The 25506-nt window shown below is 71.3% G+C and carries 27 protein-coding genes and 1 tRNA gene; 18 read left to right on the plus strand and 10 right to left on the minus strand.

The window, feature by feature from the left end; all coding sequences use genetic code 11:
- Positions 1–110 precede the first annotated feature (110 nt).
- On the plus strand, positions 111–1427 hold the full coding sequence (locus tag AC1DW8_RS01980; protein ID WP_478091489.1) for an MFS transporter: 1317 nt from the start codon (positions 111–113) through the stop codon (positions 1425–1427).
- A 40-nt stretch (positions 1428–1467) separates the two neighbouring features.
- Here the strand turns inward: AC1DW8_RS01980 and AC1DW8_RS01985 are convergent, their stop codons facing one another.
- From AC1DW8_RS01985 to AC1DW8_RS02000, 4 genes are read right to left on the minus strand one after another with little or no spacing between them, the layout of a single operon-like run.
- The gene (locus tag AC1DW8_RS01985; RefSeq protein ID WP_478091493.1) at positions 1468–2541 is read right to left on the minus strand and encodes an ABC transporter ATP-binding protein; all 1074 of its coding nucleotides are present in this window, start codon (positions 2539–2541) and stop codon (positions 1468–1470) included.
- Entirely contained in the window at positions 2538–3323 is a 786-nt protein-coding gene (locus AC1DW8_RS01990; protein WP_056771491.1) for an ABC transporter permease, read from the minus strand. Before AC1DW8_RS01990 ends, AC1DW8_RS01985 begins: the two co-directional genes overlap by 4 nt.
- A 37-nt stretch (positions 3324–3360) precedes the next feature.
- A complete protein-coding gene (gene modA, locus AC1DW8_RS01995) occupies positions 3361–4236 on the minus strand; it encodes a molybdate ABC transporter substrate-binding protein (RefSeq protein WP_056771488.1) in 876 nt (291 codons plus the stop codon).
- Entirely contained in the window at positions 4233–4628 is a 396-nt protein-coding gene (locus AC1DW8_RS02000; RefSeq protein WP_020143406.1) for a TOBE domain-containing protein, read from the minus strand. The genes modA and AC1DW8_RS02000 overlap by 4 nt, the downstream gene beginning before the upstream one ends.
- Positions 4629–4801: 173 nt before the next feature.
- Between AC1DW8_RS02000 and AC1DW8_RS02005 the strand changes: the two genes are divergently transcribed.
- The 5 genes from AC1DW8_RS02005 (at position 4802) to gabT (ending at position 8299) form a co-directional block, all read left to right on the plus strand.
- A complete protein-coding gene (locus AC1DW8_RS02005) occupies positions 4802–5191 on the plus strand; it encodes an ArsR/SmtB family transcription factor (RefSeq protein ID WP_056771483.1) in 390 nt (129 codons plus the stop codon).
- On the plus strand, positions 5188–5700 hold the full coding sequence (locus tag AC1DW8_RS02010; protein WP_056771482.1) for an SRPBCC family protein: 513 nt from the start codon (positions 5188–5190) through the stop codon (positions 5698–5700). The genes AC1DW8_RS02005 and AC1DW8_RS02010 overlap by 4 nt, the downstream gene beginning before the upstream one ends.
- A 5-nt stretch (positions 5701–5705) precedes the next feature.
- Positions 5706–6146, plus strand: a complete 441-nt coding sequence (locus AC1DW8_RS02015) for a VOC family protein (protein WP_056771479.1) — start codon at positions 5706–5708, stop codon at positions 6144–6146.
- Between the two features lie 90 nt (positions 6147–6236).
- Positions 6237–6818 carry a dihydrofolate reductase family protein gene (locus AC1DW8_RS02020; protein WP_478091498.1) on the plus strand — a complete coding sequence of 194 codons (582 nt, stop codon included), beginning with the start codon at positions 6237–6239 and terminating at the stop codon, positions 6816–6818.
- 143 nt (positions 6819–6961) lie between these two features.
- On the plus strand, positions 6962–8299 hold the full coding sequence (gene gabT / locus AC1DW8_RS02025; RefSeq protein WP_478091500.1) for a 4-aminobutyrate--2-oxoglutarate transaminase: 1338 nt from the start codon (positions 6962–6964) through the stop codon (positions 8297–8299).
- 131 nt (positions 8300–8430) lie between these two features.
- Here the strand turns inward: gabT and AC1DW8_RS02030 are convergent, their stop codons facing one another.
- The 3 genes from AC1DW8_RS02030 to AC1DW8_RS02040 form a co-directional block, all read right to left on the minus strand.
- The gene (locus tag AC1DW8_RS02030; RefSeq protein ID WP_478091502.1) at positions 8431–10806 is read right to left on the minus strand and encodes an immune inhibitor A domain-containing protein; all 2376 of its coding nucleotides are present in this window, start codon (positions 10804–10806) and stop codon (positions 8431–8433) included.
- A gap of 299 nt (positions 10807–11105) precedes the next feature.
- A complete protein-coding gene (locus tag AC1DW8_RS02035; protein WP_478091504.1) occupies positions 11106–11924 on the minus strand; it encodes an SGNH/GDSL hydrolase family protein in 819 nt (272 codons plus the stop codon).
- Entirely contained in the window at positions 11921–12598 is a 678-nt protein-coding gene (locus tag AC1DW8_RS02040; RefSeq protein WP_478091506.1) for a uracil-DNA glycosylase, read from the minus strand. Before AC1DW8_RS02040 ends, AC1DW8_RS02035 begins: the two co-directional genes overlap by 4 nt.
- Positions 12599–12642: 44 nt before the next feature.
- On the opposite strand from AC1DW8_RS02040, the gene AC1DW8_RS02045 reads away from it, so the two are divergent.
- From AC1DW8_RS02045 to AC1DW8_RS02075, 7 genes are all read left to right on the plus strand, one after another.
- Positions 12643–13821 (plus strand): N-acetylglucosamine-6-phosphate deacetylase, encoded by a 1179-nt coding sequence (locus tag AC1DW8_RS02045; RefSeq protein WP_056822290.1) that lies wholly within the window; start codon positions 12643–12645, stop codon positions 13819–13821.
- Positions 13822–13830: 9 nt separating this feature from the next.
- Positions 13831–14478, plus strand: a complete 648-nt coding sequence (locus AC1DW8_RS02050) for an HAD family hydrolase (RefSeq protein WP_056771459.1) — start codon at positions 13831–13833, stop codon at positions 14476–14478.
- A gap of 71 nt (positions 14479–14549) precedes the next feature.
- Positions 14550–15911 (plus strand): pyridoxal phosphate-dependent decarboxylase family protein, encoded by a 1362-nt coding sequence (locus AC1DW8_RS02055; RefSeq protein ID WP_478091509.1) that lies wholly within the window; start codon positions 14550–14552, stop codon positions 15909–15911.
- A gap of 253 nt (positions 15912–16164) precedes the next feature.
- Entirely contained in the window at positions 16165–16464 is a 300-nt protein-coding gene (locus AC1DW8_RS02060; protein ID WP_478091511.1) for a DUF3263 domain-containing protein, read from the plus strand.
- Between the two features lie 95 nt (positions 16465–16559).
- Positions 16560–17024: a GNAT family N-acetyltransferase gene (locus AC1DW8_RS02065; RefSeq protein ID WP_020143393.1), complete on the plus strand. Its 465-nt coding sequence runs from the start codon at positions 16560–16562 to the stop codon at positions 17022–17024.
- On the plus strand, positions 17021–18091 hold the full coding sequence (locus tag AC1DW8_RS02070) for a P1 family peptidase (protein WP_478091513.1): 1071 nt from the start codon (positions 17021–17023) through the stop codon (positions 18089–18091). Before AC1DW8_RS02065 ends, AC1DW8_RS02070 begins: the two co-directional genes overlap by 4 nt.
- Positions 18092–18276: 185 nt before the next feature.
- Positions 18277–19296: a type IV toxin-antitoxin system AbiEi family antitoxin domain-containing protein gene (locus tag AC1DW8_RS02075; RefSeq protein ID WP_056822284.1), complete on the plus strand. Its 1020-nt coding sequence runs from the start codon at positions 18277–18279 to the stop codon at positions 19294–19296.
- Between the two features lie 114 nt (positions 19297–19410).
- On the opposite strand, the gene AC1DW8_RS02080 is transcribed toward AC1DW8_RS02075, so the two are convergent.
- Positions 19411–20304: an MBL fold metallo-hydrolase gene (locus AC1DW8_RS02080; RefSeq protein WP_478091516.1), complete on the minus strand. Its 894-nt coding sequence runs from the start codon at positions 20302–20304 to the stop codon at positions 19411–19413.
- Positions 20305–20408: 104 nt separating this feature from the next.
- Here AC1DW8_RS02080 and AC1DW8_RS02085 point away from each other — a divergent pair, with 104 nt between their 5' ends.
- From AC1DW8_RS02085 to groL, 3 genes are all read left to right on the plus strand, one after another.
- On the plus strand, positions 20409–20957 hold the full coding sequence (locus AC1DW8_RS02085) for a hypothetical protein (protein ID WP_478091518.1): 549 nt from the start codon (positions 20409–20411) through the stop codon (positions 20955–20957).
- A gap of 45 nt (positions 20958–21002) precedes the next feature.
- Complete coding sequence (locus AC1DW8_RS02090) at positions 21003–21428, plus strand: HIT family protein (protein WP_056771440.1); 426 nt, start codon at positions 21003–21005, stop codon at positions 21426–21428.
- A gap of 221 nt (positions 21429–21649) precedes the next feature.
- Positions 21650–23281 (plus strand): chaperonin GroEL, encoded by a 1632-nt coding sequence (groL, locus tag AC1DW8_RS02095; RefSeq protein ID WP_056771437.1) that lies wholly within the window; start codon positions 21650–21652, stop codon positions 23279–23281.
- Between the two features lie 130 nt (positions 23282–23411).
- On the opposite strand, the gene AC1DW8_RS02100 is transcribed toward groL, so the two are convergent.
- Positions 23412–23702 carry a WXG100 family type VII secretion target gene (locus AC1DW8_RS02100; protein WP_056771435.1) on the minus strand — a complete coding sequence of 97 codons (291 nt, stop codon included), beginning with the start codon at positions 23700–23702 and terminating at the stop codon, positions 23412–23414.
- A gap of 138 nt (positions 23703–23840) precedes the next feature.
- On the opposite strand from AC1DW8_RS02100, the gene AC1DW8_RS02105 reads away from it, so the two are divergent.
- Complete coding sequence (locus AC1DW8_RS02105; protein ID WP_056771433.1) at positions 23841–24629, plus strand: DUF4031 domain-containing protein; 789 nt, start codon at positions 23841–23843, stop codon at positions 24627–24629.
- A gap of 85 nt (positions 24630–24714) precedes the next feature.
- Here the strand turns inward: AC1DW8_RS02105 and AC1DW8_RS02110 are convergent, their stop codons facing one another.
- Positions 24715–25209: a YajQ family cyclic di-GMP-binding protein gene (locus AC1DW8_RS02110; protein WP_056771430.1), complete on the minus strand. Its 495-nt coding sequence runs from the start codon at positions 25207–25209 to the stop codon at positions 24715–24717.
- Positions 25210–25345: 136 nt separating this feature from the next.
- Here AC1DW8_RS02110 and AC1DW8_RS02115 point away from each other — a divergent pair.
- Positions 25346–25426 (plus strand) — tRNA-Tyr (locus AC1DW8_RS02115).
- Positions 25427–25506 lie beyond the last annotated feature (80 nt).

Genomic DNA, 25506 nt, shown 5'->3' on the forward strand with positions numbered 1-25506 from the left:
TCTGCGGAGCCACCACCGACGGAGCCCACGTATGCCGCCCGGCCGGCCCCGCGGCACACGCCCCGGAAACCCCGGCGACGCGGGCACCGCGTGGGCCCTACCGTCGAAGGGTGCTCGCGCTCCTGCGGCGTCCGCTGCGCGAGGCGGACGCGACGTCCACCTTCTACGTGCTGACGGCCGTGGCGGCCTTCGCCTTCGCGGCGTGCTTCACCCTCAACCTCGTGTTCCAGTACCGCGTCGTCGGCCTCGACCCGTTCCAGATGGTCCTCGTCGGCACGGTCCTCGAGGCGACGTGCTTCGTCTTCGAGGTGCCGACGGGGATCGTCGCCGACCTGCACAGCCGCCGCGTCTCGGTGATCATCGGCTTCTTACTCGTCGGAGTCGGCTTCGCCGTCGAGGGCGTCCTCGCGACCTTCGCCGCCGCGGTCGTCGGCAACGTCATCTGGGGCATCGGCTACACCTTCACGTCCGGTGCGCTGCAGGCGTGGATCACCGACGAGGTGGGTGAGGAGCACGTCGCTCCTGTCTTCACGCGCGAGACCCAGCTCGACCTCGCCTTCGGCTTCCTCGGCACGCTGGCCGCGGGCGGTCTCGGTCTCATCGCCCTCCGGGTGCCGATCGTCGTGGCCGGCGTGACGCTCGTGCTCCTCGCCGTGGGCCTCGCGGTGGCGATGCCCGAGCGCCACTTCCACCCGACGCCCCGCGGTGACCGTGAGACCTTCGGACACCTCAAGGACCAGTTCGTCGCGGGTCTCGCCGTCGCTCGCGGGCGGCGGGTCGTGCGCGTCTTCCTCCTCGTCAGCGTGCTCGTCGGCCTGTCGAGCGAGGTCTTCGACCGGCTCTGGCAGGTGCGTGTGCTCGACACCTTCGCGATGCCGTCGTTCCTCGGCAGCGATCCCGCCGTGGCGTTCACCGTGTTCGCGCTCATCGGGTCGGTCATCTCGCTGCTCGCGTCGGGTGCGAGCAGCCGCTGGCTCCCCGCCCGGGTGGTCGAGGAGAACCCGGGACTGCCGGTCGCCCTCGCTGCCGCGGCGCAGGTCGTCGCCGTCGTCGGGGTCGCGCTGCTCGGCAACCTGTGGCTCGTCCTCGCGGCGCTGTGGCTGCACAACGCGAGCAGCGCCTTCAGCGCGCCGATCCAAGCGACATGGCTCAACCGCAACCTCGAGTCGTCGTCGCGGGCGACGGTGCTGTCGATGAACAGCCAGGCCAACGCGATCGGCCAGGTCACGGGCGGGCCGCCGCTCGGGGCGCTCGCGACGCGGACGTCGATCCCCGTCGCGCTCCTCGTGGCGGCGGTCGTGCAGCTGCCGTCCGTGCTGGCCTTCCTCCGCGTCCGCCGCACCACAACGCCGTCGAGTGGGCGGTCCGTCACACTCGAGTGGCCTCCCGGCCCCACGCGTACCACCCCCGACATGGGGCCAGAGTGACGCAGCGGCCACTCGAGTGGAAGAGGGTGGAGGGTCAGGCTCAGCGCGGGTAGGTGCGCACCTCGGTGGCCTTGACGGCCGCCCAGACGTCGTGGCCGACCTGCAGCCCCAGCGCCGTGACCGACTCGAGCGTCACCTCGGCGGTGAGCGGCACCTCGCCCACGAGACCGATGCGGGCCGACTGGCCCTGCATGGTCACGGACGCGATGCGCAGGCGCCAGGCGTTGCGCGGCGACCCTTCCGGGTGGTGACGGTGCAGCGACACGGCGCTCGGTGGGACCGTCGCCCACACGGCCCCTTCGGTCGGGCTCGTGGTGACGATCAGCCCACCGTCCGCGGTGTGCACGTGACCGTGCGAATCGCCTTGTGCGGCATACAGATTGAGCCCGACGACGGTGCCGACGTAGGCGCTCCGGGGCTCGCTCAGCACCTCGGCGGGCGTGCCGAACTGCGTCACCCGACCGTCCTCGACGAAGACGAGGTGGTCGGCGAGCGTCAGCGCGTCGAGCGGGTCGTGGGTGACGAGCACCGTGACGCCGTCGTATGCCGTGAGGCGGGCTGCGAGGTCGCTCCGTGTCCGTGCGCGCGTGTCGGGGTCGAGGGCCGCGAGCGGCTCGTCGAGGAGCAGGAGCGCCGGGTCGGTGGCCAGGGCGCGGGCGAGGGCCACGCGCGCCTGCTGTCCCGACGAGAGCTCGCGGGGGCGCGAGGCGGCTCGGTCGGAGAGGCCGACGCGCTCGAGCTCGGTGCGGGCGCGGTCTCGCGCCTCGTGCCGCCCGACGCCGCGGCTGCGCGGGCCGTAGGCGACGTTGTCGAGGGCGCGCAGGTGGGGGAAGAGCAGGCTGTCGGCGAGCATGAGCCCGACGGCGCGCTGCTCCGGGGCGAGGCGGTGCCGTCCGTCGTCCCACACCTGGCCGCCGACCCGGACGTGGCCCTCGGCGAGGTGCAGCACGCCGGCGAGTGCGAGGACCGTGGTGGTCTTGCCGCTGCCGTTGGGGCCGAGGACGCCGATGACCTGGCCGGGCTCGGCGGTCAGGGCCACGTCCACCTCGATCTCGCCGCGGGACAGGCGGATCCGCGCATCGAGTCCGGCGCCGACGCGGCTCGCGGCGCTCATCGGAGCCACCGCCCGCGCAGCACGCCGAGCACGAGCACGCTGACCGCGAGCAGCATGATGCTGATCGAGACGGCCACCTGCGGGTCGCGCTCGAGCTCGACGTAGACGAGCAGCGGCAGGGTCTGGGTGCGACCCTGGAAGTTGCCGGCGAAGGTGATCGTGGCGCCGAACTCGCCGAGCGCCCGCGCCCACGCGAGGGCGAGTCCGCTCGCGATGCCGGGCAGCACGAGCGGGATCCCCACGGTGCGCAGGTAGCGCACGTCGCTCGCCCCGAGCGTGCGGGCCACGGACTCGAGCCGGGGGTCGAGTCCGCGCATCGCACCCTCGACGGCAAGGACGTAGTAGGGCATCGCCACGAAGGTCTCGGCGAGCACGACGGCCACCGTCGTGAACGGGATCTGGATGCCGAAGGGCGTCAGGTACTGGCCGATGAGGCCGTTACGCCCCCACGTCATGAGCAGGGCGACGCCACCGACGACGGGCGGCAGGACCAGGGGCACGGTGAGCAGCGCGCGGACCCAGCTCGTGGCCCGGTGCTCGGAGCGGGCGAGGAACCAGGCCAGGGGAGTGCCGAGCAGCAGGCACAGGACGGCCGTGACCGACGTCGTCGTCAGCGAGAGCCGCAGCGCCGGCAGGACGGTCGGGGTCGCGAGGTCGGACGGGATGCGGGCCCAGTCCGCGCGGAGCAGCAGCGCCACGAGCGGCACGACGAGCAGGAGCAGTGCGAGCGCCGCCGGCACGCCGAGCGCGACGCGCGAACGCCACCGGGCGGCATACCTCATGTCAGGTCATCCTGCCGGTGGCCGGACGGGGCGCCGCTCAGGGCGCGCCGAAGCCGAACGACTGCACGGTGGCCAGGCCCTCGGCGCTCAGCAGGTAGGCGACGAAGGCCTGGGTCGCCGTGTCGTCGGAGAGCGTGATGACGGGGTAGGAGAGGCTCGTGTTGAACTGCGCGGGGATCTCGACGCCCGTGACGGCGTCCTTCGCCGCGACGACGTCGGAGTGGTAGACCACGGCAGCGTCGGCCTCGGCGAGCTTGACCTTGGAGAGGGTCGCCTTGACGTCGACCTCCTTGCTCACGACGTTGGGCACGATCCGGGCCTTGGCGAAGGTGGCCTGCGCGGCCTTGCCGCACGGCACGGTGTCGGCGCAGAGGACGACCTTGACGCTCGGCTTCGCGAGGTCGTTGATCGAGGCGACGGCGCCGGGGTTGCTCGGGGGGACGGCGATCTCGAGGACGTTGGTCGCAAAGGTCTTCGTGTCCTTGACCATGCCCTGGTCGAGCGGCTTGGCCGCGGCCGTGCCGGCGAGGGCGATGACCGACGCGGGCGCACCGTTGTCGACCTGCTGCACGAGGGTCGCGCTGGAGCCGTAGGAGGTCTCGACGGTGACCCCCGGGTGGGCCGCCTCGAAGTCCTTCTTCAGCTGGTCGAACGACTCGGTCAGCGACGCAGCGGCGAGGACCGTCACGGTGCCCTGGAGGGAGGCCGCCGAGGCACCGGACTTCCCCGGTTGCCCGGTGCCGTCGGCGGACGGGGTGGAGCTGCCGCAGCCGGCGAGGAGCAGGGCGGTGGCAGCGGCGAGGGCGGCGACGGTGGGCGCGAGGGTGTGGCGGGGGCTTCGGGTGGCTCGCGGGGTTCGGGGGGTTCGGGGGGTTCGGGGGGTTCGGGGGGTTCGGGGGAGCGGCGTGCTCATGCGGGGACCTCCACGACGACGTGGGTCGACTTGACGCTGGCGACGGCGACGGAACCGACCTCGAGCGCGAGGTCGTCGACGGACTCGCTCGAGAGCAGCGAGACGATGCGGAACGGCCCGCACTGGAGCTCGACCTTGGCCATGACGGTGTCCTTCGTGATGGCGGTGACGATGCCGCGCATCCGGTTGCGGGCGGACGCACCCCCGATGGTGCCGACCGCAGCCGGATGCGCGAGCTCCTGGGCCACGGCTGCGAGCTGGGCGCCGTCCACGGTCCGGCGGCCGGCGTCGTCGGTGGACCCGTCGAGGCGGCCGGAGTCGACCATGCGACGCACTGTGTCGTCGGAGACGCCGAGGAGGGAGGCGGCCTCGGTGATACGCAGATGCGGCATGACCGTGACCCTACACCCGCACCTGCGGACATGGAGTGCTTGCGTATGCCGCGTGCGCGACTCGACGGCGACCGCTCGGTGGGTGGGTCGCGAGGCTCGTCGGAAAGGGGGTTGACGGGGGGACGTTCGTGAGTTTTAATCAATGCATTAGTTGATCAAGGAGTTAGTTGACCATGATTCTCTCGCCCGTCTCGGATGCGGACCTCGACCGCGCCTTCGCGGCCCTGGCCGATCCCGTCCGGCGCGCCATCATCGCCCGCCTCAGCCGGGGCGCGGCGACCGTCAACGAGCTCGCCGAACCGTTCGAGATCAGCAAGCAGGCCGTCAGCAAGCACATCCAGGTGCTCGAGCTGGCCGGCCTGGTGAGCCGGACCCGCGACGCCCAGCGCCGCCCGGTCCACCTCGAGGCCGCTCGCCTCGAGGCGATGACGGCCTGGATCGACCGCTACCGGCTCGCCGCCGAGCAGCGGTTCCGGTCGCTCGACGCCGTGCTCGAGCGCAGCACCCCACCCGCAGCACCTGCGGCAACCACGCAGAACACCGACAAGGAGCAGCAGTCATGACCAACTCACTCACCCTCGACATCCCCGCCGGCGTGCCGTGGATCGACTTCACCCGCGAGTTCGACGCCCCCGTCGAGGCCGTGTTCAACGCCCACCGCGACCCCGAGCTCGTCCGCCAGTGGCTCGGCCCGCGGGGCTACGAGATGCAGATCGAGCGCTGGGACTTCACGTCCGGCGGCGGCTACCGCTACACCCACCGCGACGGCGACAACGTCTACGGCTTCCATGGCACGTTCCACACGGTCCGCGACAACGACTTCGCCGTCCAGACCTTCGAGTTCGAGGGCGCGCCCGACGAGGTCGCCATCGAGTTCATGCACTTCGTCGACCTGGGCGACGGTCGCTGCCGGCTCGAGGGCCGCAGCATCGGCCGCACGGTCGAGGGTCGCGACATGATGGTCGAGAGCGGCATGGAGCAGGGCATGGCCCAGGGCTACGAGCGGCTCGAGGAGCTCGTCGCCGCGTCGGCCTCTGCATCCGCATCCGCGTCCGCCTCGGCCCAGGGCTGAGCGCCGTGGACTGGACGCTCGAGGTCGTCATCGTGCCGGTCAGCGACCTCGGGGCCGCGATCGCCTTCTACCGCGACCAGGTCGGGTTCGCCCTCGACCACGACACGAGGAACGAGCACATGCACGTCGCGCAGCTCACGCCGCGCGGGTCGGGGTGTTCGATCGTCATCGGCGACCTGCCCTCGCAGAAGGCCATGGCGCCGGGGTCGCTGCACGGCATCCAGCTCGTCGTGTCCGACGCCGCCGCGGCGCACGCGGAGCTCGTCGGCCGGGGCGTCGAGTGTTCCGAGGTCCAGGTCATCGACCCGCGCGACGGGGGTACGTTCTTCGGCTTCTCCGACCCGGACGGCAACTCGTGGGCCGTCCAGGAGCTCAAGGTCCGGGCCGAGAAGCCGCTCATCCCGCACGAGGCCCGCGGCCGTTTCGGCGAGGGCGTCGAGCTCTGACCGCCGGCCGGCGGCACGACGACAGGGTGTGCCGCCGGTCAGCGCAGGACACGTCACGACACGACACAGACCCGTCACCGAGGAGGAGCCATGAGCAGGACCGTCTTCGACCTCAGCCTGTCCCTCGACGGGTTCGTCACCGCCGCACCGCAGACCGCCGAGGAGCCGCTCGGACCGGGCGGCGAGCAGCTGCACGGCTGGCTCGTCGACCGGGACTACCTCGAGCGTGCCGTCACCGACCTCGGCGCCGTGGTCGATGGCCGCACCACCTACGACCACGCGATCCCGGGCTGGGGCGCCGACGGCCCGTCGGGCGACGCCCGACGCCCGGTCTTCGTCGTCACCCACGAGGCCCCGGCGCCCGGCTCGGTGCCCGAGGGCGGCGTCTACACGTTCGTCACGGGCGGGATCGAGTCCGCTCTGGACCAGGCCCGCGCCGCGGCCGGTGGTCGCACCGTGACCGTCATGGGCGGGGCGGACCTCGGCCGCCAGTGTCTCGCGGCCGGGCTCGTCGACGAGGTCTCGTTGCACGTCGCCCCGGTGCTCTTCGGCCGTGGCACGCCGATGTTCGCCGGTCTCGACGTCGGCCACGTCGACCTCGAGCTGCTCGAGGCGGTGGGCACCCCGGAGACCGTCCACCTGCGGTACCGGGTCGTCCGTCCCGTCCACTGACGCCGAACGACGCGTTCGGTCGTGAACTCAGCGTTCTGCCGCTGAGTTCGTGACCGAACGCGGCGTTCGAGTACGGAATGAGCAGGTGCGCGCACGCCGACCCGGGTTCCACTCGGAGGCGTCCGGGCGGCATACTGACGGGCATGAGCAACGTCCCCCAGCAGCGGCTCCTGCAGACCGCGATCCCCGGCCCCAAGTCGGCCGCGCTCCAGGCCCGCAAGACGGCGGCCGTGTCCGCCGGAGTCTCCACCGGTCTGCCGGTCTACGTCGAGCGCGCCGGCGGCGGCATCCTCGTCGACGTCGACGGCAACCAGCTCATCGACTTCGGCTCCGGCATCGCCGTGACGACCGTCGGCAACGCCGCGCCGCGCGTCGTCGACCGCGTCACCGCGCAGGTGCAGGACTTCACCCACACGTGCTTCATGGTGACCCCCTACGAGGAGTACCTCGAGGTCGCCGAGGCCCTCAACGACCTGACGCCCGGCGATCACGACAAGCGCACCGCGCTCTTCAACTCGGGCGCCGAGGCCGTCGAGAACGCCGTCAAGGTCGCCCGCCACTTCACCGGCCGCAACGCCGTCGTCGCGTTCGACCACGCCTACCACGGGCGCACCAACCTCACAATGGCACTGACGGCCAAGAACATGCCCTACAAGCACAGGTTCGGACCCTTTGCGGGCGAGGTCTACCGCGCGCCGATGAGCTACCCCTACCGCTGGCCCGGTGGCGCGGCCGACTGCGCCAAGGAGAGCTTCGACGCGTTCGTCACGCAGGTGCACGCGCAGGTGGGGGAGGACAACCTCGCCGCCGTCATCCTCGAGCCGATCCAGGGCGAGGGCGGATTCATCGTCCCCGCACCGGGATTCGTCAAGCAGGTCGCCGACTGGTGTGCCGACAACGGCATCCTCTTCATCGCCGACGAGGTGCAGACCGGCTTCTGCCGCACCGGTGACTGGTTCGCGAGCGAGTACGAGGGCGTCGTGCCCGACCTCATCACGACGGCCAAGGGCATGGCCGGCGGGCTCCCGCTCGCCGGCGTCACCGGCCGTGCCGACGTCATGGACTCCATCCACGGCGGTGGCCTCGGCGGCACCTACGGCGGCAACCCCGTCGCCTGCGCCTCTGCCCTCGGCGCCATCGAGACGATGAAGGAGGAGGACCTCTGCGGCCGCGCCAAGCAGGTCGAGGCCCTCTTCGTCCCGCGCCTGCAGGCCCTCGCCGAGAAGTACCCCCAGATCGGCGACATCCGCGGCCGCGGGGCCATGCTCGCCGTCGAGCTCGTCAACGGCGCCGGCGACCTCACGCCCAACGCCGCTCTGACCGGAGCCGTCAACCAGGCCTGCCACGCCGAGGGCCTCGTGACCCTGACGTGCGGCACCTACGGCAACGTCTTCCGCTTCCTCCCGCCGCTCGCCGCGGGCGACGAGCTGCTCTCCGAGGGTCTCGACATCTTCGAGAAGGCGTTCGCAGCCTCCGTCTGATCCTGCGCCGAGGGCGTATGCCGTCCGGTTGCCGTCCAGCGCAACCGAGCCGAGCGGGATACGCCTCCTGAAGCAGTGAGGCCCGCCTCCCCAAAGGGGGCGGGCCTCACTGTCTCACAGGGGGATCCGCGTCAGCGGAGCCACACCTTGACCGTCATCGAGGTGCCGCTCTGGCCCGTGATGCCGATGTTGACGCCGTTGTTCTGGACCTTCACACCCGTGGTCGGGGTGCTCGAGTACCAGTACGGCTTGCTGTCGTCGAAGGCCGGCTGGGCAGGCTTGCCCGTGATCCGGTAGCCGACGCTGTTCTTGTGGTACGTGAACGAGTCGGACGTCTCCAGCGAGAACGGAGCGTCGTAGCCGGCGATGCGCGGACGCAGCACCGTGCCGTCACTCAGCGGCACCGGAGCCGGGTTCGCATCGATCGGCAGGATCTCGCCCTCACCCGGGTGCACGCCCGTGTTGTTGTCGGCCTGCGAGAGGTCCCAGTAGCTGATGAGCAGCCCGTCCTGGTACGGGAAGTGCTCGACGAAGTCGGGCTTCGTGTTGAGCCAGCCGAAGTTGTACGGTCCGCTCTGCAGGTACTGGTCGAACGAGACGTAGTCACGGTGCGACGCGATGTAGTAGTTGCTGAACTGGCTCGTCGTCTCGGCGCCCACGGCAGAGAAGCCGTTCAGCGTCCAGCCCTCGTCGCCGGTCTCGGCGCCCGAGTCGACGATCGTGGCGCCACCCGAGACCACCTTGACGGCGTCGACGAAGAAGCCGCGCTCCGTGTACGCCGGGTCAGTGGCGTAGCGGAAGCGGAGGCTCACCGTCTTGCCCGCCCAGGCGCTCAGGTCGAACGTCGCCGGCACCCACTTGTCATCGGTCGTGCCGGTGATGCCGTTGTTCTCGTCACCGGTGATGTTGCCCTTGACCGTCGTCCAGCCGGAGCCGTCGTTGACCTCGACGTAGGCGAAGTCGCAGGTGCAGTCCTCGATGAAGTAGTTCGTCTGGAACGTCAGCGTCGAGGTGCCCGCGGCCAGCGTGACGTCCCGCGACATGGTCGCGTTCGTCGCGTCGACCCGGCCGCCGTACCACGTCTTGCTGCCCTCGTAGGGGGCGGCGAGCTTCGTGACGACGTTCTTCTTCGGAAGGCCCACGATGACGGCCTGCTTCTTGGCCGAGTTGTACTCGTGCGGGCCGAGGTCGACCGTGGTGCCGGTCGACGTGACGCTCGGGATGTACTTGTAGTCGAGCCACCCGAGCTGCAACTTCTCCCACGCGCCGAAGTCGCTGCCGCGCGAACCGATCGACTTGTCCTTGGCGCCGGCCTGACGGCTCTGCGCCATCATCGACCACCAGTTGACGCCGTTGTCGGCGCCGGTGGCTGAGTCGTAGAGGTCGGGGAGCCCGAGGTCGTGGCCGTACTCGTGCGTGAAGACGGACATGCCGCCGTTCTCGGGCTGGATCGTGTAGTCGCCGACCCAGAGGCCGGTGTTGCCGATCTGCGTGCCACCGTTGAGGTTGCCATCGGGGCCCTGGCTGCCGGCCGTGTTGTAGTACGCGAACCAGCGGTGCGACCAGATGGCGTCCTCGCCCTGGATCGGGTCACCGTCGGCCTGGTCGCCGCCCGCGTGCACGATCTGGAAGTGGTCGATGTAGCCGTCGGGCTCGTTGAAGTTGCCGTCACCGTCTGCGTCGTAGCGGTCCCACTGGTCGTAGGTCGCCAGGGTCGACTTGATCTGGGCGTCGGACTGGCCCTTGGCCTTCTGGTCGGCGACCCACTGGTTGACGGCGTCGCGAACGAGGGCCCACGTGTTGGTGCACACGTGCGAACCGCAGGAGTCGCGACCGTAGCGAGCCTCGTTGTAGGGCACCTTGACCCAGTCGGAGACCTGTCCGTCGATGCTGTAACGGCCCGAGCTCTGGCGCTCGTACCACTGCTTGACGGTCTCCTGGGCACCGCCGGCGCCGATGGTGCCGCCGTTTCCGAAGTAGAGGTTCTGGAAGTAGTCGCGGCTGGAGTTCGCGTTCCAGTTCGTCGAGTTGTCGAGCGTGCGGTCGGGCTGCGGGATCGCGTTGTGCAGCGGGCCGTCCCACGTCGTCGGACCAGGCGTCGCCGGGTCGGAGTCGACGTCCGGGTAGGCGGGACTGCGCTGGTTTCCGAACTCGGCGAGGACGACGAAGATCTTGTCGGTGCCCTCACGGCCGACCTCGACGTACTCGTCGGTCGTGCCGCCCCCGGGCTTCTTCGCGCCGGAGATCTTGGCGATCGTGCTCGCGCCCTTCTTGACGGTCGTGGCCTTGCCGTCGAGCACCTCGGTGACGGCCCGCTTCTTGAGGGCTCGCGCCTTCTCCTGCTGGGGGCTCGAGAGCTCGTCGGACTGCGCGGGTGCGGCGGTGTCGCCCGCCTGCACGGTGTTCGGGCTGGTGGTGGGAACGGCGCCGACCATCGGCACTCCGACGGTCACCCCCATACCCGCTGCCAGGGCGAGGCTGAGCAGCCCCACTGACGTCCTACGCACGGATCCTCCTCGTTCGACGGCTCGTTGGCCGTCGGTGCGCATGACGTGCGGCCCCGGTCGGGAGCCGCACGTTGTGTGATGGATGGAGAGCCGGCACCCCCGCACGCGACCCGAGGGAGACCTAATCACTTCCGACCTACCTCGCACTAGAGGTCAAAGCGGAAAAGTTCAGGAGATTCTCAGGGCGTTCTGGACATGTTCCGAAGAACCCGCGGTAAAGCGTCGCCTCCGGTGCAGGACGTGGCTGCAGCCGTCTGGGAGATGGCTGGGAGCCTGCTGGACGTGGCAGGGGTTGGACGTCAGCCGAACGGGGTCACGTCGGGGCGCTTGGCCTGGCGGTGGTCGCCCGAGCTGCGGCCGGTGAGGCGGCGGTGCACCCACGGGCCGACGTACTCCTTGGCCCACTGCGCGTTGGCCTGGAGCGCCTCGCGGCGGCCGATCGGGGGAGCGGGCTCGAGCGGTGTGGCCCAGTCGGTCTCGGCCGGGGTGTGCCCGAGGGCCTCGAGGGCCGCGAGGGCGACGCGGCGGTGGCCCTCGGTCGTCATGTGGATGCGGTCCTCGCTCCACATCCGCCAGTCGCGCAGCGCGTGCAGGCCCCACTGGTCGATGACGTGGGCGCCGTTGCGCCGGGCGATGCTCCAGATGTTGGCGGTGTGGATCGCGGCCCGGCCGCGGGTGGCCTTGACGAGTGGGGCGTCCGCGGGGTCGACGGGGGTCGCCATGAGCACGTCGGCGCCGGTCGCCCGGATCCGGGCCACGGCGGCCTCGAGCCGGGCGGCGAGGCCGTCGAGGTCGGCCTTGGGCCGGAGGATGTCGTTGCCGCCACCGACGATGCTGACGAGGTCGGGCTGCAGAGACAGGGCGTCCTCGAGCTGGGGCCCGACGACGTCGGCGAGCTTGCGGCCGCGCACGGCGAGGTTGGCGTAGCCGAAGTCGAGCCCGTCGGCACGGGCGATCTCCGAGAGGTGCGACGCGAGCCGGTCGGCCCAGCCGGCGAACTCGCCGTCGTGGCCGAACGTCGGGTCGTCGTCGCACATGCCTTCGGTGAAGGAGTCGCCGATGGCGACGAAACGGGTCCAGACCGTCGGCCCGGAGACCTCGGGGGTGGGCTGGGTCATGTCAGCCTCCAGTCGATGGGAGCCGCGCCCTGCTGGGCGAGGAGGTCGTTGGTGCGGCTGAAGGGCCGCGAGCCGAAGAAGCCGGAGCGGGCGGAGAGCGGCGACGGGTGGGCCGACTCGATGCGCGGCACGTCGCCGAGCATCGGCGCGAGGGACTGCGCCTGCCGTCCCCAGAGGATGGCGACGAGCGGCCCGCCGCGCGACGCGAGAGCCGAGATCGCCTGTGCCGTCACGGTTTCCCAGCCCTTGCCCTGGTGGCTGGCGCTCGCCCCGGGGCGGACCGACAGGACCCGGTTGAGCAGCATGACGCCGCGCTCGAACCACGGCGTCAGGTCGCCGTTGCCCGGCGTCGGCAGGCCGAGGTCGGTGCCGAGCTCCTGGTAGATGTTCTGCAGCGACCGGGGGACCGGTCGCACGTCCGGCGCGACGCTGAAGCTGAGACCCACCGGGTGGCCGGGGGTCGGGTAGGGGTCCTGGCCGACGACGAGCACGCGCACGTCGGGCAGCGGCAGCGAGAAGGCACTCAGCACGCGGTCGCCGGCAGGCAGGTAGCCGCGGCCGGCCGCGACCTCGGCGCGCAGGAACTCGCCCATCGCGGTGATGGTGTCGGCCACCGGCTCGAGCGCCGGGACCCACGTCGGGTGGACGAGGTCGCTGAGGGGCTGGGCTGGCACGGCCTCACGCTACCCCCGCCGGGTGTGCGACAGAATCGACCCCGATGAACCTCACACTGCGCGGACCCGCCCTCGTCGACGACACCGTGCTGCCCGACGTCCTCGTCCACGTCGAGGGCGAGCGCATCACGGCGGTCACCCCCGTCACCGCAGGCGACGGACCCCCACCGGGCGACGGCGCGACCGAGCGGGTGAGCGGGACGATGGTGCCGGCATACGTCGACATCCATTGCCACGGCGGCGGCGGGACGGCGTTCACCGACCTGCGCGACGACGCCGCGGCCGCGGCGGCCGAGCACCACCACGCGCACGGCTCGACGAGCCTGCTCGCGAGCCTCGTCACGATGAGCCCGCGCGACCTCGAGCGGGGCGTCGCGATGCTCGCCGAGCTCGCCGACGACGGGGTCGTCGACGGCATCCACCTCGAGGGTCCGTGGCTGGCCGAAGCCCGCTGCGGCGCGCACGACCCGGCGCTGCTCCGCGACCCGTCGCTCGCCGAGGTGGAGCGGCTCATCGAGCTCGGCCGCGGTCACCTCCGCCAGGTGACGCTCGCCCCGGAACGCGCCCACGGCCTCGACCTCGTCCGCTGGCTCACGACGGCCGGCATCCACGCTGCGATCGGCCACACGACGGCCACGTACGCGCAGGTCGAGCAGGCCGTCGCGGCCGGCGCCGACCTCGCCACACACCTCTTCAACGGCATGGACCCGTGGCACCACCGCAAGCCGGGCGCCGTTGCCGCACTGATGCGTTCGGCCGCGCGGGGCCACGTCACCGTCGAGCTCATCGGCGATGGCGCGCACCTCTCGGACGACACCGTGCGCACCGTCCTCGACCTGGTCGGCGCCGACCACGTCGCCTTCGTCTCCGACGCCATGGCCGCGGCGGGGGTGGGGGACGGCGCGTACGTCCTCGGTGGCCTCTCGGTCGTCGTCGACCGCGGCATCGCCCGCCTGGCGCGCGACCCCGACGGCACGAGCCCCGGCTCCATCGCGGGTGGCACGAGCCACGTCGCCGACATCGTCGCCCGCGCCGTCGCCTCCGGCGTCCCGATGGCGTATGCCGTCCGGCCCGCCACGCGCACACCCGCCCGCGCGCTCGGGCTGGCCGACCGGGGCTCGATCGCGGTCGGGTCCCGGGCCGACGTGGTCGTCGTCGACGACGCCGCCCGCCCGACCCGGGTCATGAGACGAGGGCGGTGGCTGGAGCCGTCGCTGCCCTAGGCTCGGCCGGTGACTTCTCCCCGCTGGTCCACCGCCGTCTTCGACCTGGACGGCACGCTGGCCGACACGATCAACCTCATCGTCGAGTCCTACCAGCACGCGTTCCGCACGGTCCTCGGGCACGAGGAGGACCCGGACGTGATCCGCTCGTGGATCGGGCGCCCGCTCATCGGAGCCTTCCGCGACCACTCGCCCGAGCACGCCGACGAGCTCTACGCGACGTACCTCCAGTGGAACGCCGACAACACCGAGCGGCTCATCCGGGGCTACGACGGCGTCGTCGACGTCCTCGGTGACCTGCGCGCCGCCGGTATCCACGTCGGGGTCGCCACGTCGAAGCGACGCGAGTCGGCGCAGCAGGCCATGGACATCCTCGGCATCAGCGAGCACGTCGACGTCCTCGTCGCGATGGAGGACACCGAGCGGCACAAGCCCGACCCGACTCCGCTGCTGCTCGCGCTCGACCGGATGGGCCGGGGGTCCAATGACGCCGTCTACGTCGGAGACGCCGTCGTCGACGTCCTCGCCGGCAAGGCCGCGGGCATGGACACCGTGGCGGTGACGTGGGGTGCGGGCCTGCCCGACGCACTCCACGGCGTGCGGCCCACCGCCGTCGTCGCGTCCGCCGACGAGCTGCGCACCGCCCTCCTCGGCTGACCTCCCGCCCCACCCGTCACGCGGCCCCCGGGCGGTCGGTCGCACCCGGCCGCAGGGCCTAGCATCTGTGCGTGCACAGCTTCGACAAGGATGCCGACCACGTCGCCGTCGACAAGGTCCTCAGCTACGCCCGCGAGCGCCTGCTCATGGACCCGATCCCGCTCGACGGGGCGCAGCCGGAGGCCTACCTCCGGGCGGCCGCCGGCCAGACCATCACCGCCGGTGGCCTCGGCTCGACGCGGGCGATGGAGCTCTTCGAGCACACCCTCGCGCCGGCCTGCCTCTCGACCGACCACCCGCGCTACCTCTCCTTCATCCCGTGCGCCCCGACGCGGGAGGCCGCGGCCTTCGACGTCGTCGTCGGCGCCTCGTCGATCTACGGCGGGTCGTGGATGGAGGGCGCGGGCGCGGTCTACGCCGAGAACCAGGCGCTGCGCTGGATCAGCGACCTCGCGGGCCTGCCGGCCGAGGCGGGCGGCGTCTTCGTCCCGGGCGGCACGGTGGGCAACCTGTCGGCGCTCGTCGTGGCTCGGCACACCGCCCGGGCGAAGGCCAAGGAAGCGGGCACGGGCGCGCGTCCCTACCGGATCGCCGCCACGGACAACGCCCACTCGTCCGTCGTCTCGATGGCGGCCGTCATGGACGCCGAGGTCTGCGGCGTGCACGTCGACGACAAGCTGCGCCTGACCGGATCCGAGCTGCGAAAGACCTTGGAGGAGAACGGTCCCGAGACGTTCTTCGCAGTCGTCGCGACGAGCGGCACCACGAACTTCGGCGTCGTCGACGACCTCGAGTCGGTCGCCGAGGTGTGCCGCGAGTACGGCCTGTGGCTGCACGTCGACGGGGCCTACGGTGGCGCCGGCCTCGCTGCACCGTCGGTGCGACACCTCTTCAACGGCATCGAGCACGCGGACTCCTTCATCGTCGACCCGCACAAGTGGCTCTTCGCGCCGTTCGACTGCTGCGCCCTCATCTACCGCGAGCCGGAGCTGGCGCGGGTCGCGCACACGCAGGAGGCGGGCTACCTCGACGTCATCACGAAGTCGGCCGAGTGGAACCCGACCGACTACTCCATCGGCCTGACGCGACGTGCGCGCGGCCTGCCGCTCTGGTACTCCCTCGCCGTGCACGGCACCGACGCCTACGTCGACGCCATCGAGAGCACCCTCGAGGTGACCCGCTTCGCCGCCGACGAGATCGGGCGCCGCGACTACCTCGAGGCGGTGCGCCAGCCCGACCTGTCGGTCGTCGTCTTCCGCCGCCTCGGCTGGGGCCCCGAGGACTACCAGGCGTGGACCGACCGGCTGCTCGCCCAGGAGTTCGCCTTCGTCGTGCCGACGACCTTCCGCGGGGAGACGCTGACGCGCTTCGCCATCGTCAACCCGCACACCACCAAGGAGGACGTCAACGCCATCCTCGATACGATGTCCTGACCCAGGTGGGTCGTCGGATCGTCGAGTACGGCCACCCGGCACCGACGCCAGGACGACACCGGACGACGCGATGGGGCGTCACGGGTGGGGCGCACGAGACTCGTGGGACGCATGTTCCGGGCGGTGCGACGGCCCCGCCGGCGACATGCCGCGCCACGCCTGAGCTGAATGACACCCTTGTTATTTCGGTCTAGGGTGTGACCGGAGCCAACGCACGACGCGACACGCAGCACGACTGCAGCGAGACGGGGACATGAGCACAGAACACGCCACGGCGCAGCCGCAGCGCCACGAGTCCGAGGACGGCCTCAGCGCGCGCGACCTCGAGATCCTGGCGTTCGAGCGCCAGTGGTGGAAGTACGCCGGCTCCAAGGAGCAGGCCATCAAGGAGCTCTTCGACATGAGCTCCACGCGCTACTACCAGGTGCTCAACGCGCTCCTCGACCGCCCGGAGGCCCTCGAGGCCGACCCGATGCTCATCAAGCGCCTGCGCCGGATGCGCGCGAGCCGCCAACGGGCGCGCACGAGCCGCCGCCTCGGCATCAACGTCTGACCGCTCTCGCCTGACGCGTCCCACCGGCTGGGCATCGCACCCCGGCCGAGCCGTGGTTGCGAGCCCTCGCGGCACGCGCGTGGTTCACTTCCCTCATGGCCGAGGTGACGATCCGCCGCGCGTCGGCCGACGACGCCCTCATCGTCGCCGCGCTGCACCTCCAGTTCGCCCGCGAGCTGGGTATGCCGTCCGAGACCGGCTACCTCGACCGTTTCGTCGACGCGTGGCTGGCCGAGCGGCCCGACCGGCCGACGTGGATCGCCGAGAGCCGGGGCGACCATGCCGGCATCCTCGAGACCCGGCGCATCCGCGCGCTGCCGTGGCCCGGGCGCAAGGACGTCTCGTGGCTGCACGTCGGCGGCCTCTTCGTCGCGCCGGGCTGTCGTGACCGCGGCGTCGGGCGGGCGCTGACCGAGGCGATGATCGAGTGGTCGCGCACGACCGACGTCAAGTGGATCCGGCTCAACGCTCCCGACGACCGGGCCCAGGAGTTCTACGAGCGGCTCGGCTTCAGCTCGCCGGGGCGCCTCATGGAGTTCGACCTCAGGGACCCGCAGTGAGCGATGCCCCCTTCGTCGTGGCCCCGGGCCCGACGAACTCCCTCGTCGACGTCGCGGGCCTCCGGGTCGGCCACTGCACCCGTGACGAGCCGGGCTGGCTCACCGGCGTGACCGTGGTGCTCGCCCCCGGCGGCGGCGCCGTCGCCGGCGTCGACGTGCGCGGCGGCGGGCCGGGCACGCGAGAGACCGACCTGCTGGCCCCGCGCAACCTCGTCGACCGCGTCGATGCGATCGTCCTCGGCGGCGGGTCCGCGCTCGGCCTCGCCGCCGCCGACGGAGTCGTGGACGCCCTGCTGGACGACGGGATCGGCTGGCCCATGGGCGAGCCGGGACACGTCGTGCCGATCGTGCCGTCCGCGATCCTCTTCGACCTGGGACGCGCCGGCACGTGGGGCCACCGTCCGCGCGCGGAGGACGGGAGGGCGGCATACGCCAGTGCGACGTCCTCGGCCGTCGCCCAGGGCAGCGTCGGTGCGGGCACCGGCGCCAAGGTCGGGGGCTTCAAGGGCGGGATCGGCTCCGCGAGCGTCGTGCTCGAGTCGGGCACGATCGTTGCCGCGCTCGTCGCCGTCAACGCCGTCGGCTCGGCGGTCGACCCGGCCACCGGGGTGCCGTATGCCGTGGGGCTGGGTCTCGGCGACGAGCTGGCCCACGTGGGTCGGCCGAGTGCCGCCGAGCTCGAGGCTGCGCAGGCCCGGGCCGAGGCGCTGCCCGCGAACGCCGGCCGGCCGGGACTGGCCACGACCATCGGGGTCATCGCGACGGACGCCACCCTGTCCAAGGCCCAGTGCCAGAAGATGTCCGGCATCGGGCATGACGGCTATGCACGGGCGCTCAAGCCGGTGCACACGCTCTTCGACGGCGACACCCTCTTCACGCTCGCGACGGGCGAGCGTCCGGCGCCGGACCCGGCCGAGCAGACCGTGCTCATGGAGGCCGGTGCGGACTGCGTCGCCCGGGCGATCGTGCACGCGCTGCTCGCGGCGACGTCGGTCGACCGGACGGCCGACGGCGGCATCGCGCTGCGCTCCTGGTCCGACGCCTTTCCCTCCGCGCTCTCGCGCTGAGGTCCGCGACCGGGCGCTCCTGCTGCCTGCAGCTGCGCAGGTCGTGGAGTTCTTCCGGCACCTGGTGCCGGAAGAACTCCACGACGTGTCCGTCGGTGTCCACATCCCCCGCGAAACGCCGGGGGTTGCCCACAGCTGCGGCCCTCTACCTCGTGGGTGGCCGGAGCCGCAGCGACCCTCGAGGAATGGACCTGGCGAGTGCACGCGACGTGCTTCACGCGCAGGACGGCGTGATCTCGAGGACGCAGGCCCTCGAGTGCGGCCTCGACGACAGCGACCTGGAACGGCTGTTACGCCGACGGGAGCTGGCGCGGATCCATCCCGGTGTCTACGTCGACCACACCGGGCAGCCGACCTGGACGCAGCGAGCCTGGGCCGGCGTGCTCTTCCACTGGCCGGCTGCGCTCGCCGGGGACTCCGCGCTTCGAGCGCACGGCCTCAGGTCGGCTGCGGTCGAGGTCGCGGCTGCGTCCTGGCTCGACCGCGAGATGACTCGCGGGCGGGTCGCCCTGGAACCCGTCCAGGTGGTGGTCGACGCAAGCCGGCGGGTCGCTCCACCTGCCGGGGTGGTCGTGACCCGTCGACATGACTTCGAGCGCCGGGTGCAGCTCCATCTCTCGCCGCCGCGCCTGCGGCTGGACGAGGCTCTGCTCGACGTCGCCTCCGCCTGTGCTGACGAGGCCACGGCCGTCGCCGTCCTGGCCGACGCCTGCCAGCAGCGGGTGACGACAGCGGCCCGACTGCACGACGAGCTGTCGGCGCGAGGTCGATTGCCTCGTCGGCGCCTGCTCCTTCCGATCCTCGACGACGTGGCCGCGGGCACGATGTCGGTGTTCGAACGGCGTTACCTGCATGACGTCGAGCGGTCGCACGGCCTGCCGACCGCGAGGCGGCAGGTCAAGGTCGTCACGAGGCGGGGCGTGACGTACCGCGACGTGGAGTACTCCGACTTCGCCGTCGTCGTCGAGCTCGACGGGCGGTTCGTCCACACGGGACCGCGGCGCGAGTGGGCCGACCTCGAGCGTGATGTCGATGCCGTCGCCCGCGGCGAGTCCACGCTGCGACTCAGGTGGCCCCACGTCCTCGAGCCCTGCCGGGCGAGCGTGCTCGTCGGACGGCTACTCCGGTCCCGCGGCTGGGACGGAGAGCCCAGCTCATGCGGCCGCGACTGCCTTGCGGGCCCAGGTCAGCGGCGCCCGGCGTGAACTGCGTGTCGTGGGAGCGGTTCGTGGAGTTCTTCCGGCACCACATGCCGGAAGAACTCCACGAACCGGCCACGGAAGGCTTCCGGCGCGGCGGGCGTCGGGGTGGGTGTCGCGTCAGGGGGTGGGTGGGGAGAGGTGGTCCCAGCCGCGGCGGATGGCGGAGTCCAGGTGGTCGAGGGGGTAGGGCAGGCGCGGGTCCGGCGCGTTCAACGCCTTCGTGAGCGACGCCGCGCCGAGCCGGCGCTCGCGGATCACGGCGGCGACGACAGCGATCTCGTCGCGCTGGCGGGCCACGAAGGCGCCGTCCACGGGGTGTCCGTGTCCCGGCACGACGACCGTGCGGTCCTCGGCCAGGACGAGGTGCGAGGTGAGGGTGTCGGCCCACTCGAGCGGCCAGCAGTCGTCGCCGAAGGACGGGTGGGCGCTCTCCTCGACGAGGTCGCCGAGGAACATCGCGTCGGTGTCGGGCACGAGCACGGCCACGTCTCCGTCGGTGTGGCCGCGGCCGGCATACGTCATCGTGACGACGCGGTCACCGAGGTCGATCGTCGCGTTCGAGCCGAAGGTGCGGTCGGGCCCGCGGACCACGGTCGCCATGACCTCGGCGGCGTCGCGCGCGGTGTAGCCGTACTCCGGGCCGTCTCCGGGGTCGGCCCGGAAGGCGGCCTTGATCCGCTCGGCATCGGCGTCGATGGTGCGCCCGACGTTGTCGTGGGCGTGGACGATGGCGGTCTCGAAGGCGGTGTTGCCGAAGGTGTGGTCGAAGTGGACGTGCGTGTTGACGACGTGGCGGACCTCGATGTCACGGCCGAGGCGTCGGATGTCGTCGAGGACCTGGCTGCCCTGGATGCCGCTCGCCCGCGTGTCGATGACGACGGCACCGTGACGACCGAGCACCAGGCCGACGTTGACGTCCCACTGCCGGTAGCGCGCGACGAAGACCCGGTCGGCGACCTCGACGAAGCCGGTCGTCGCCGCGGGACGGTCCCCGGCCGGCGGCGCGCTCACCCCGCGTACCTCGGTGTGATCCACGTCTCCCCGAGCATGGGACCACCGTAGCGGCCACCCTCTGAGGAGGCGTCTCCCGCCCGATTCCTCTACGTTTGTGGACCATGTCGACCGAGAACCACACCTCCACTCCCGGCTCGAAGTCCCGACGCAAGGTCCTCATCGCCGCCGTCCTCGCGGCCGTCGCACTGCTCTCGACCGGCGCCGTCGCCTACTGGTCGGGCGACAGCTGGAGCGACGAGGCGATGTCGTCCAGCGGCTTCCCCGGCCTGCCCGGCGGTGACTGGACGAGCACGACCTCTGACGACGGCTGGGGCTCGGCCGACACCTCCGCTGCCGCGACCGGCACGCCCACCGCCGCGACCGGGACCACCCGCCCCGGGACCACGCGCGCCCCGGCGACCGCCGTCGTCGAGCCGGCCTCCGACCCGACCTCGTCGGTGCCGACCACCTCGGCTCCCGCCCCGTCGTCGAGCCGGGCCACGACGCCGCCCGCGCCGTCCTCGACCGTGGCCCCGAGCCCGTCGTCGACGCCCACGAGGGGCAACCCGAACCCGAAGCCGAAGCCGACCTCGACGAAGAAGCCCACCCCGACGCCGACCCCCTCGCCGACGTCGAGCGACGGCGGCTGCTTCCTGCTCATCATCTGCTGACCTGCCCGACCGGGCCGACGCGACCAGGCGTGGGAGCCTGTCGCCATGGACTGCGTCTTCTGCTCGATCGTGGCGGGGGAGGTGCCGGCCGACGTCGTGCTCGACGAGCCGGACCTCGTCGCCTTCCTCGACCGCCGCCCGGTCTTCAAGGGTCACGTCCTGCTCGTGCCGCGACGACACGTCGACACCCTCCTCGACCTCCCGGCCGAGCTGCACGCCACGGTGCTCGGGGCCACCCAGCGCCTCGCCGCGGCCGTCGTCGGGGCGCTCGGCGCACAGGGCACGTTCGTGGCGATGAACAACGTCGTGAGCCAGTCCGTGCCGCACCTGCACGTGCACGTCGTCCCGCGCACCAAGGGCGACGGGCTGCGCGGCTTCTTCTGGCCGCGGACGACCTATGCCTCGGAGCAGGAGTCCGCCGAGCATGCCGCCCGGATCGCCGCCGCGCTGGCACCGGCCGTGGACGCCTGACCCGAGCGGACGGCATACGCCCCAGCCCGTGGGGCCAGACGTTTGCACTCTCACCCCGAGAGTGCCAATAATGGCGTTAGCACTCTCCCTAGGGGAGTGACAGAAATGGGCCGTATGCCGAGGGGCTGGGTTCGCAGCTACATGAAGCTGGGGAGACCGGTCCCGTCCGTCGCGGGCGTCATGCGGGCCACCACCAACGATTCGCGTGGAGGACCACCCGAATGGCCAAGACCATTGCGTTTGACGAAGAGGCGCGTCGCGGGCTCGAGCGGGGAATGAACATCCTCGCCGACGCCGTCCGCGTGACCCTCGGCCCCAAGGGCCGCAACGTCGTCCTGGAGAAGAAGTGGGGCGCCCCCACGATCACCAACGACGGCGTCTCGATCGCCAAGGAGATCGAGCTCGACGACCCGTACGAGAAGATCGGCGCGGAGCTCGTCAAGGAAGTTGCCAAGAAGACCGACGACGTCGCCGGTGACGGCACGACGACGGCGACCGTGCTCGCCCAGGCGATGGTGAAGGAAGGCCTGCGCAACGTGGCCGCCGGCGCCAACCCGATGGCGCTCAAGCGCGGCATCGAGAAGGCCGTCGAGGCCGTCACCGCCCGCCTGCTCGAGCAGGCCAAGGAGATCGAGACCAAGGAGCAGATCGCCTCGACCGCCAGCATCTCGGCGGCCGACGAGGAGATCGGTGCTCTCATCGCCGAGGCGATGGACAAGGTCGGCAAGGAAGGTGTCATCACCGTCGAGGACTCCAACACCATGGGCCTCGAGCTGGAGATGACGGAGGGTATGCGCTTCGACAAGGGCTACATCTCCGCCTACTTCGTCACCGACACCGAGCGCATGGAGGCCGTCCTCGACGACGCCTACGTGCTCGTCGCGAACTCCAAGATCGGCAACATCAAGGACCTCATCCCGCTCCTCGAGAAGGTCATGCAGTCGGGCAAGCCGCTGCTGATCATCGCCGAGGACATCGAGGGTGAGGCCCTCGCGACGCTCGTCGTGAACAAGATCAAGGGCACGTTCAAGTCGGTCGCCGTCAAGGCTCCCGGCTTCGGCGACCGCCGCAAGGCCATGCTCACCGACATCGCCATCCTCACCGGTGGCCAGGTCATCTCCGAGGAGGTCGGTCTCAAGCTCGAGAACGCCACCCTCGACCTGCTCGGCCGCGCTCGCAAGGTCGTCGTCACCAAGGACGAGACGACCATCGTCGAGGACGCCGAGGACCGCTCGCAGATCGAGGGCCGCATCGCCCAGATCAAGGCCGAGATCGAGAAGTCGGACTCCGACTACGACCGCGAGAAGCTCCAGGAGCGCCTCGCCAAGCTCGCCGGCGGCGTCGCCGTCATCAAGGCGGGCGCGGCCACCGAGGTCGAGCTCAAGGAGCGCAAGCACCGCATCGAGGACGCCGTCCGCAACGCGAAGGCTGCCGTCGAGGAGGGCATCGTCGCCGGTGGTGGCGTCGCTCTCATCCAGGCCGCCAAGGCGCTCGACGAGCTCGTGCTCGAGGGTGACGAGGCGACCGGCGCCAACATCGTGCGCGTCGCGACCGAGGCCCCGCTCAAGCAGATCGCGATCAACGCCGGCCTCGAGGGTGGCGTCGTCGCGGAGAAGGTGCGCGGTCTCGAGGCCGGTCACGGTCTCAACGCCGCGTCGGGTGAGTACGTCGACCTGCTCGCCGCCGGCATCATCGACCCGGTCAAGGTGACGCGCTCGGCGCTGCAGAACGCAGCCTCGATCGCGGCGCTCTTCCTCACGACCGAGGCCGTCATCGCCGACAAGCCCGAGAAGCACGCGCCGGCCATGCCCGGTGGCGACGACATGGGCGGCATGGGCGGCATGGGCTTCTGAGCCCATCCGTCTGAGCAGCACCGCAGCACGTCGCAAGGGCGGCTCCTCCTCACGGGGGAGCCGCCCTTCGTCGTCCGCGGCCCGACGCCCGGCGGCGCCGGGAGAGCGTATGCCGGGTGCCGGGGAGGGGTCAGCGGGCGAAGAGGGCGCGGGTCGCGTTCTCGTGCTCGGCGTAGGCCGTCGACGCCTTGAGGGTGAGGCGGCCGACGTCGGCCAGGGCCTCGGTCATCTGGGCCTGGATGCGCTGGTAGTCGTGCATGACGCGCTCGAACTCGACCTTGGCCGGGCCCTGCCAGTCCGCGCCCATGCCGGCGAGGCGCCCGCGCAGCTCGGCGGTGCTCGACGTGATGGTGTCGGCGAGCCGGTTGATGTCGCCGGCCGCGGCGGCGATGCGTTCGGTGTCAACGACGGAACGGGACATGGGTGCTCTCCTCGATCGTGGGCCGACCGGACGGTGGCCGCGTTCGTCCGAGGCTAGGTCGGACGGGGGAGAGGCGGCCGGCGTCGTCCACAGGGCACCGGACGGCACGCGTCGGCGGCCTGGCCTAGGCTTCGAGGCATGACCGTGTGGATCGACCAGCCGATCTGGCCCGCCCACGGTCGGCTCTTCGCCCACCTCGTCAGCGACACCTCCTACGACGAGCTGCACGCCGTCGCACATGCCGCCCAGCTGCACCCGCGGTCGTTCGACGGCGACCACTACGACGTGCCACAGGGGCGCTGGCAGGACGCCGTCGACGCCGGCGCGACGCCGACGACCGGGGTCGACCTCGCGCGCCGGCTCAACGCGTCCGGGCTGCGGCTGCGCAAGCGCAAACGTGACCGGGGGGTGCGTCGCATCCTCGACGTGTCCTTCCCGAACGGCGCGAGCGATGTCGACCTCGTCGCCTCCGACGACCCGCTCGACCCGGCCCGGGTGCTCGCGGCGATGGTCTTCGTCCGCGACCGCCGGGGCGACTTCGTCGTGGTGCACAGCGTCCGTCGCGGCGAGTGGGGCTCCCCCGGGGGGTGGCGCGAGGACGACGAGACACCGGTCGAGAACGCCGTGCGCGAGACGTTCGAGGAGACCGGCTTGCGGCTGCGCCATCCGGACGTGCTCCCTTGCGGCTACGAGCGGTTCACGCCGAAGACCGAGGACAACCTCTTCAGTCGCGAGAAGCCGTTCCTGCAGGTCTTCCGCACCCGGCTCGACGACGTGCGACCCGAGCTGACCGACGGCGACGACGGCATCCACGAGACGCGCTGGGTCACGCCGCAGGAGTACGCCGAGCTGTGCGGCCACCTCTTCTGGTGGGCCCTCGCGGTCGAGGTCTTCCCCGACCTGCGCGGACTCGCCCGCCCGCTCTGAGACGCACGTATGCCGCCCACCGAGGTGGACGGCATACGTGGTCTGTCGTGGTGGGTTCGCCTGTCACGCAGGCGGACCCGCGCGCTCAGCGCTGGTTGGTGAAGTTCAGTGCGACGTCGAGGTCGGCGTCGCGGAGCATCCGCTGGACGGCCTGGAGGTCGTCGCGGGACTTGCTCGAGACGCGCAGCTCGTCGCCCTGGATCTGGCTCTTGACGCCCTTGGGCCCCTCGTCGCGGATCAGCTTGTTGATCTTCTTCGCGTTCTCCTGGGAGATGCCCTCCTTGAGCGGCGCGTCGAGGTGGTACTCCTTGCCCGAGAGGCGCGGGCCTGCCTCGGGGACGTCGAGGTGCTTGAGGCTGACCTTGCGTTTGACGAGGTGCGTCTGCACGACGTCGAGCACTGCGAGGCAGCGCTCCTCGGTGTTCGCCTTCATCTTGATGACCTCGCCGGCGAGGTCGACGGAGGCGCCGACGTTCTTGAAGTCGTAGCGCGTCGCGATCTCCTTGCTGGCGCTGTTGACCGCGTTCGCGATCTCCTGCTTGTCGAACTTGCTGACGATGTCGAACGAGGAGTCGGCCATCGGTGGGGTCCTTCCGGATGCTGTTGTCTGGTCTGTCGGGCGGGTGCGCTGAGGCGGTCCGGACACGACGAAAGCGTCGCCAGAGGCCCGATTTCGGACCGCGCCCGATCTCTTGCTATCCTTCCAGACGCACCAAGGCAGGTTGTCCGAGCGGCCAATGGAAACGGACTGTAAATCCGTCGCGAGAGCTACGAAGGTTCGAATCCTTCACCTGCCACCCAGTGCTCGGAAGGGCCCCTGACCAGCGGAAACGCCGGTCAGGGGCCCTTCTGCCGTCTCGAGGTGACCCTCAGGAGG

Source organism: Terrabacter sp. P2_E3 (genome assembly GCF_056403915.1).

Excerpts from the sequence above, each read along its gene's own strand:
- AC1DW8_RS01985 (WP_478091493.1), bottom strand. The coding sequence starts at position 2,541 with ATGAGCGCCGCGAGCCGCGTCGGCGCCGGACTCGATGCGCGGATCCGC.
- AC1DW8_RS01990 (WP_056771491.1), bottom strand. The coding sequence starts at position 3,323 with ATGAGGTATGCCGCCCGGTGGCGTTCGCGCGTCGCGCTCGGCGTGCCG.
- modA (WP_056771488.1), bottom strand. The coding sequence starts at position 4,236 with ATGAGCACGCCGCTCCCCCGAACCCCCCGAACCCCCCGAACCCCCCGA.
- AC1DW8_RS02000 (WP_020143406.1), bottom strand. The coding sequence starts at position 4,628 with ATGCCGCATCTGCGTATCACCGAGGCCGCCTCCCTCCTCGGCGTCTCC.
- AC1DW8_RS02005 (WP_056771483.1), top strand. The coding sequence starts at position 4,802 with ATGATTCTCTCGCCCGTCTCGGATGCGGACCTCGACCGCGCCTTCGCG.
- AC1DW8_RS02010 (WP_056771482.1), top strand. The coding sequence starts at position 5,188 with ATGACCAACTCACTCACCCTCGACATCCCCGCCGGCGTGCCGTGGATC.
- AC1DW8_RS02020 (WP_478091498.1), top strand. The coding sequence starts at position 6,237 with ATGAGCAGGACCGTCTTCGACCTCAGCCTGTCCCTCGACGGGTTCGTC.
- gabT (WP_478091500.1), top strand. The coding sequence starts at position 6,962 with ATGAGCAACGTCCCCCAGCAGCGGCTCCTGCAGACCGCGATCCCCGGC.
- AC1DW8_RS02035 (WP_478091504.1), bottom strand. The coding sequence starts at position 11,924 with ATGACCCAGCCCACCCCCGAGGTCTCCGGGCCGACGGTCTGGACCCGT.
- AC1DW8_RS02045 (WP_056822290.1), top strand. The coding sequence starts at position 12,643 with ATGAACCTCACACTGCGCGGACCCGCCCTCGTCGACGACACCGTGCTG.
- AC1DW8_RS02060 (WP_478091511.1), top strand. The coding sequence starts at position 16,165 with ATGAGCACAGAACACGCCACGGCGCAGCCGCAGCGCCACGAGTCCGAG.
- AC1DW8_RS02065 (WP_020143393.1), top strand. The coding sequence starts at position 16,560 with ATGGCCGAGGTGACGATCCGCCGCGCGTCGGCCGACGACGCCCTCATC.
- AC1DW8_RS02075 (WP_056822284.1), top strand. The coding sequence starts at position 18,277 with ATGGACCTGGCGAGTGCACGCGACGTGCTTCACGCGCAGGACGGCGTG.
- AC1DW8_RS02085 (WP_478091518.1), top strand. The coding sequence starts at position 20,409 with ATGTCGACCGAGAACCACACCTCCACTCCCGGCTCGAAGTCCCGACGC.
- AC1DW8_RS02090 (WP_056771440.1), top strand. The coding sequence starts at position 21,003 with ATGGACTGCGTCTTCTGCTCGATCGTGGCGGGGGAGGTGCCGGCCGAC.
- groL (WP_056771437.1), top strand. The coding sequence starts at position 21,650 with ATGGCCAAGACCATTGCGTTTGACGAAGAGGCGCGTCGCGGGCTCGAG.
- AC1DW8_RS02100 (WP_056771435.1), bottom strand. The coding sequence starts at position 23,702 with ATGTCCCGTTCCGTCGTTGACACCGAACGCATCGCCGCCGCGGCCGGC.
- AC1DW8_RS02105 (WP_056771433.1), top strand. The coding sequence starts at position 23,841 with ATGACCGTGTGGATCGACCAGCCGATCTGGCCCGCCCACGGTCGGCTC.
- AC1DW8_RS02110 (WP_056771430.1), bottom strand. The coding sequence starts at position 25,209 with ATGGCCGACTCCTCGTTCGACATCGTCAGCAAGTTCGACAAGCAGGAG.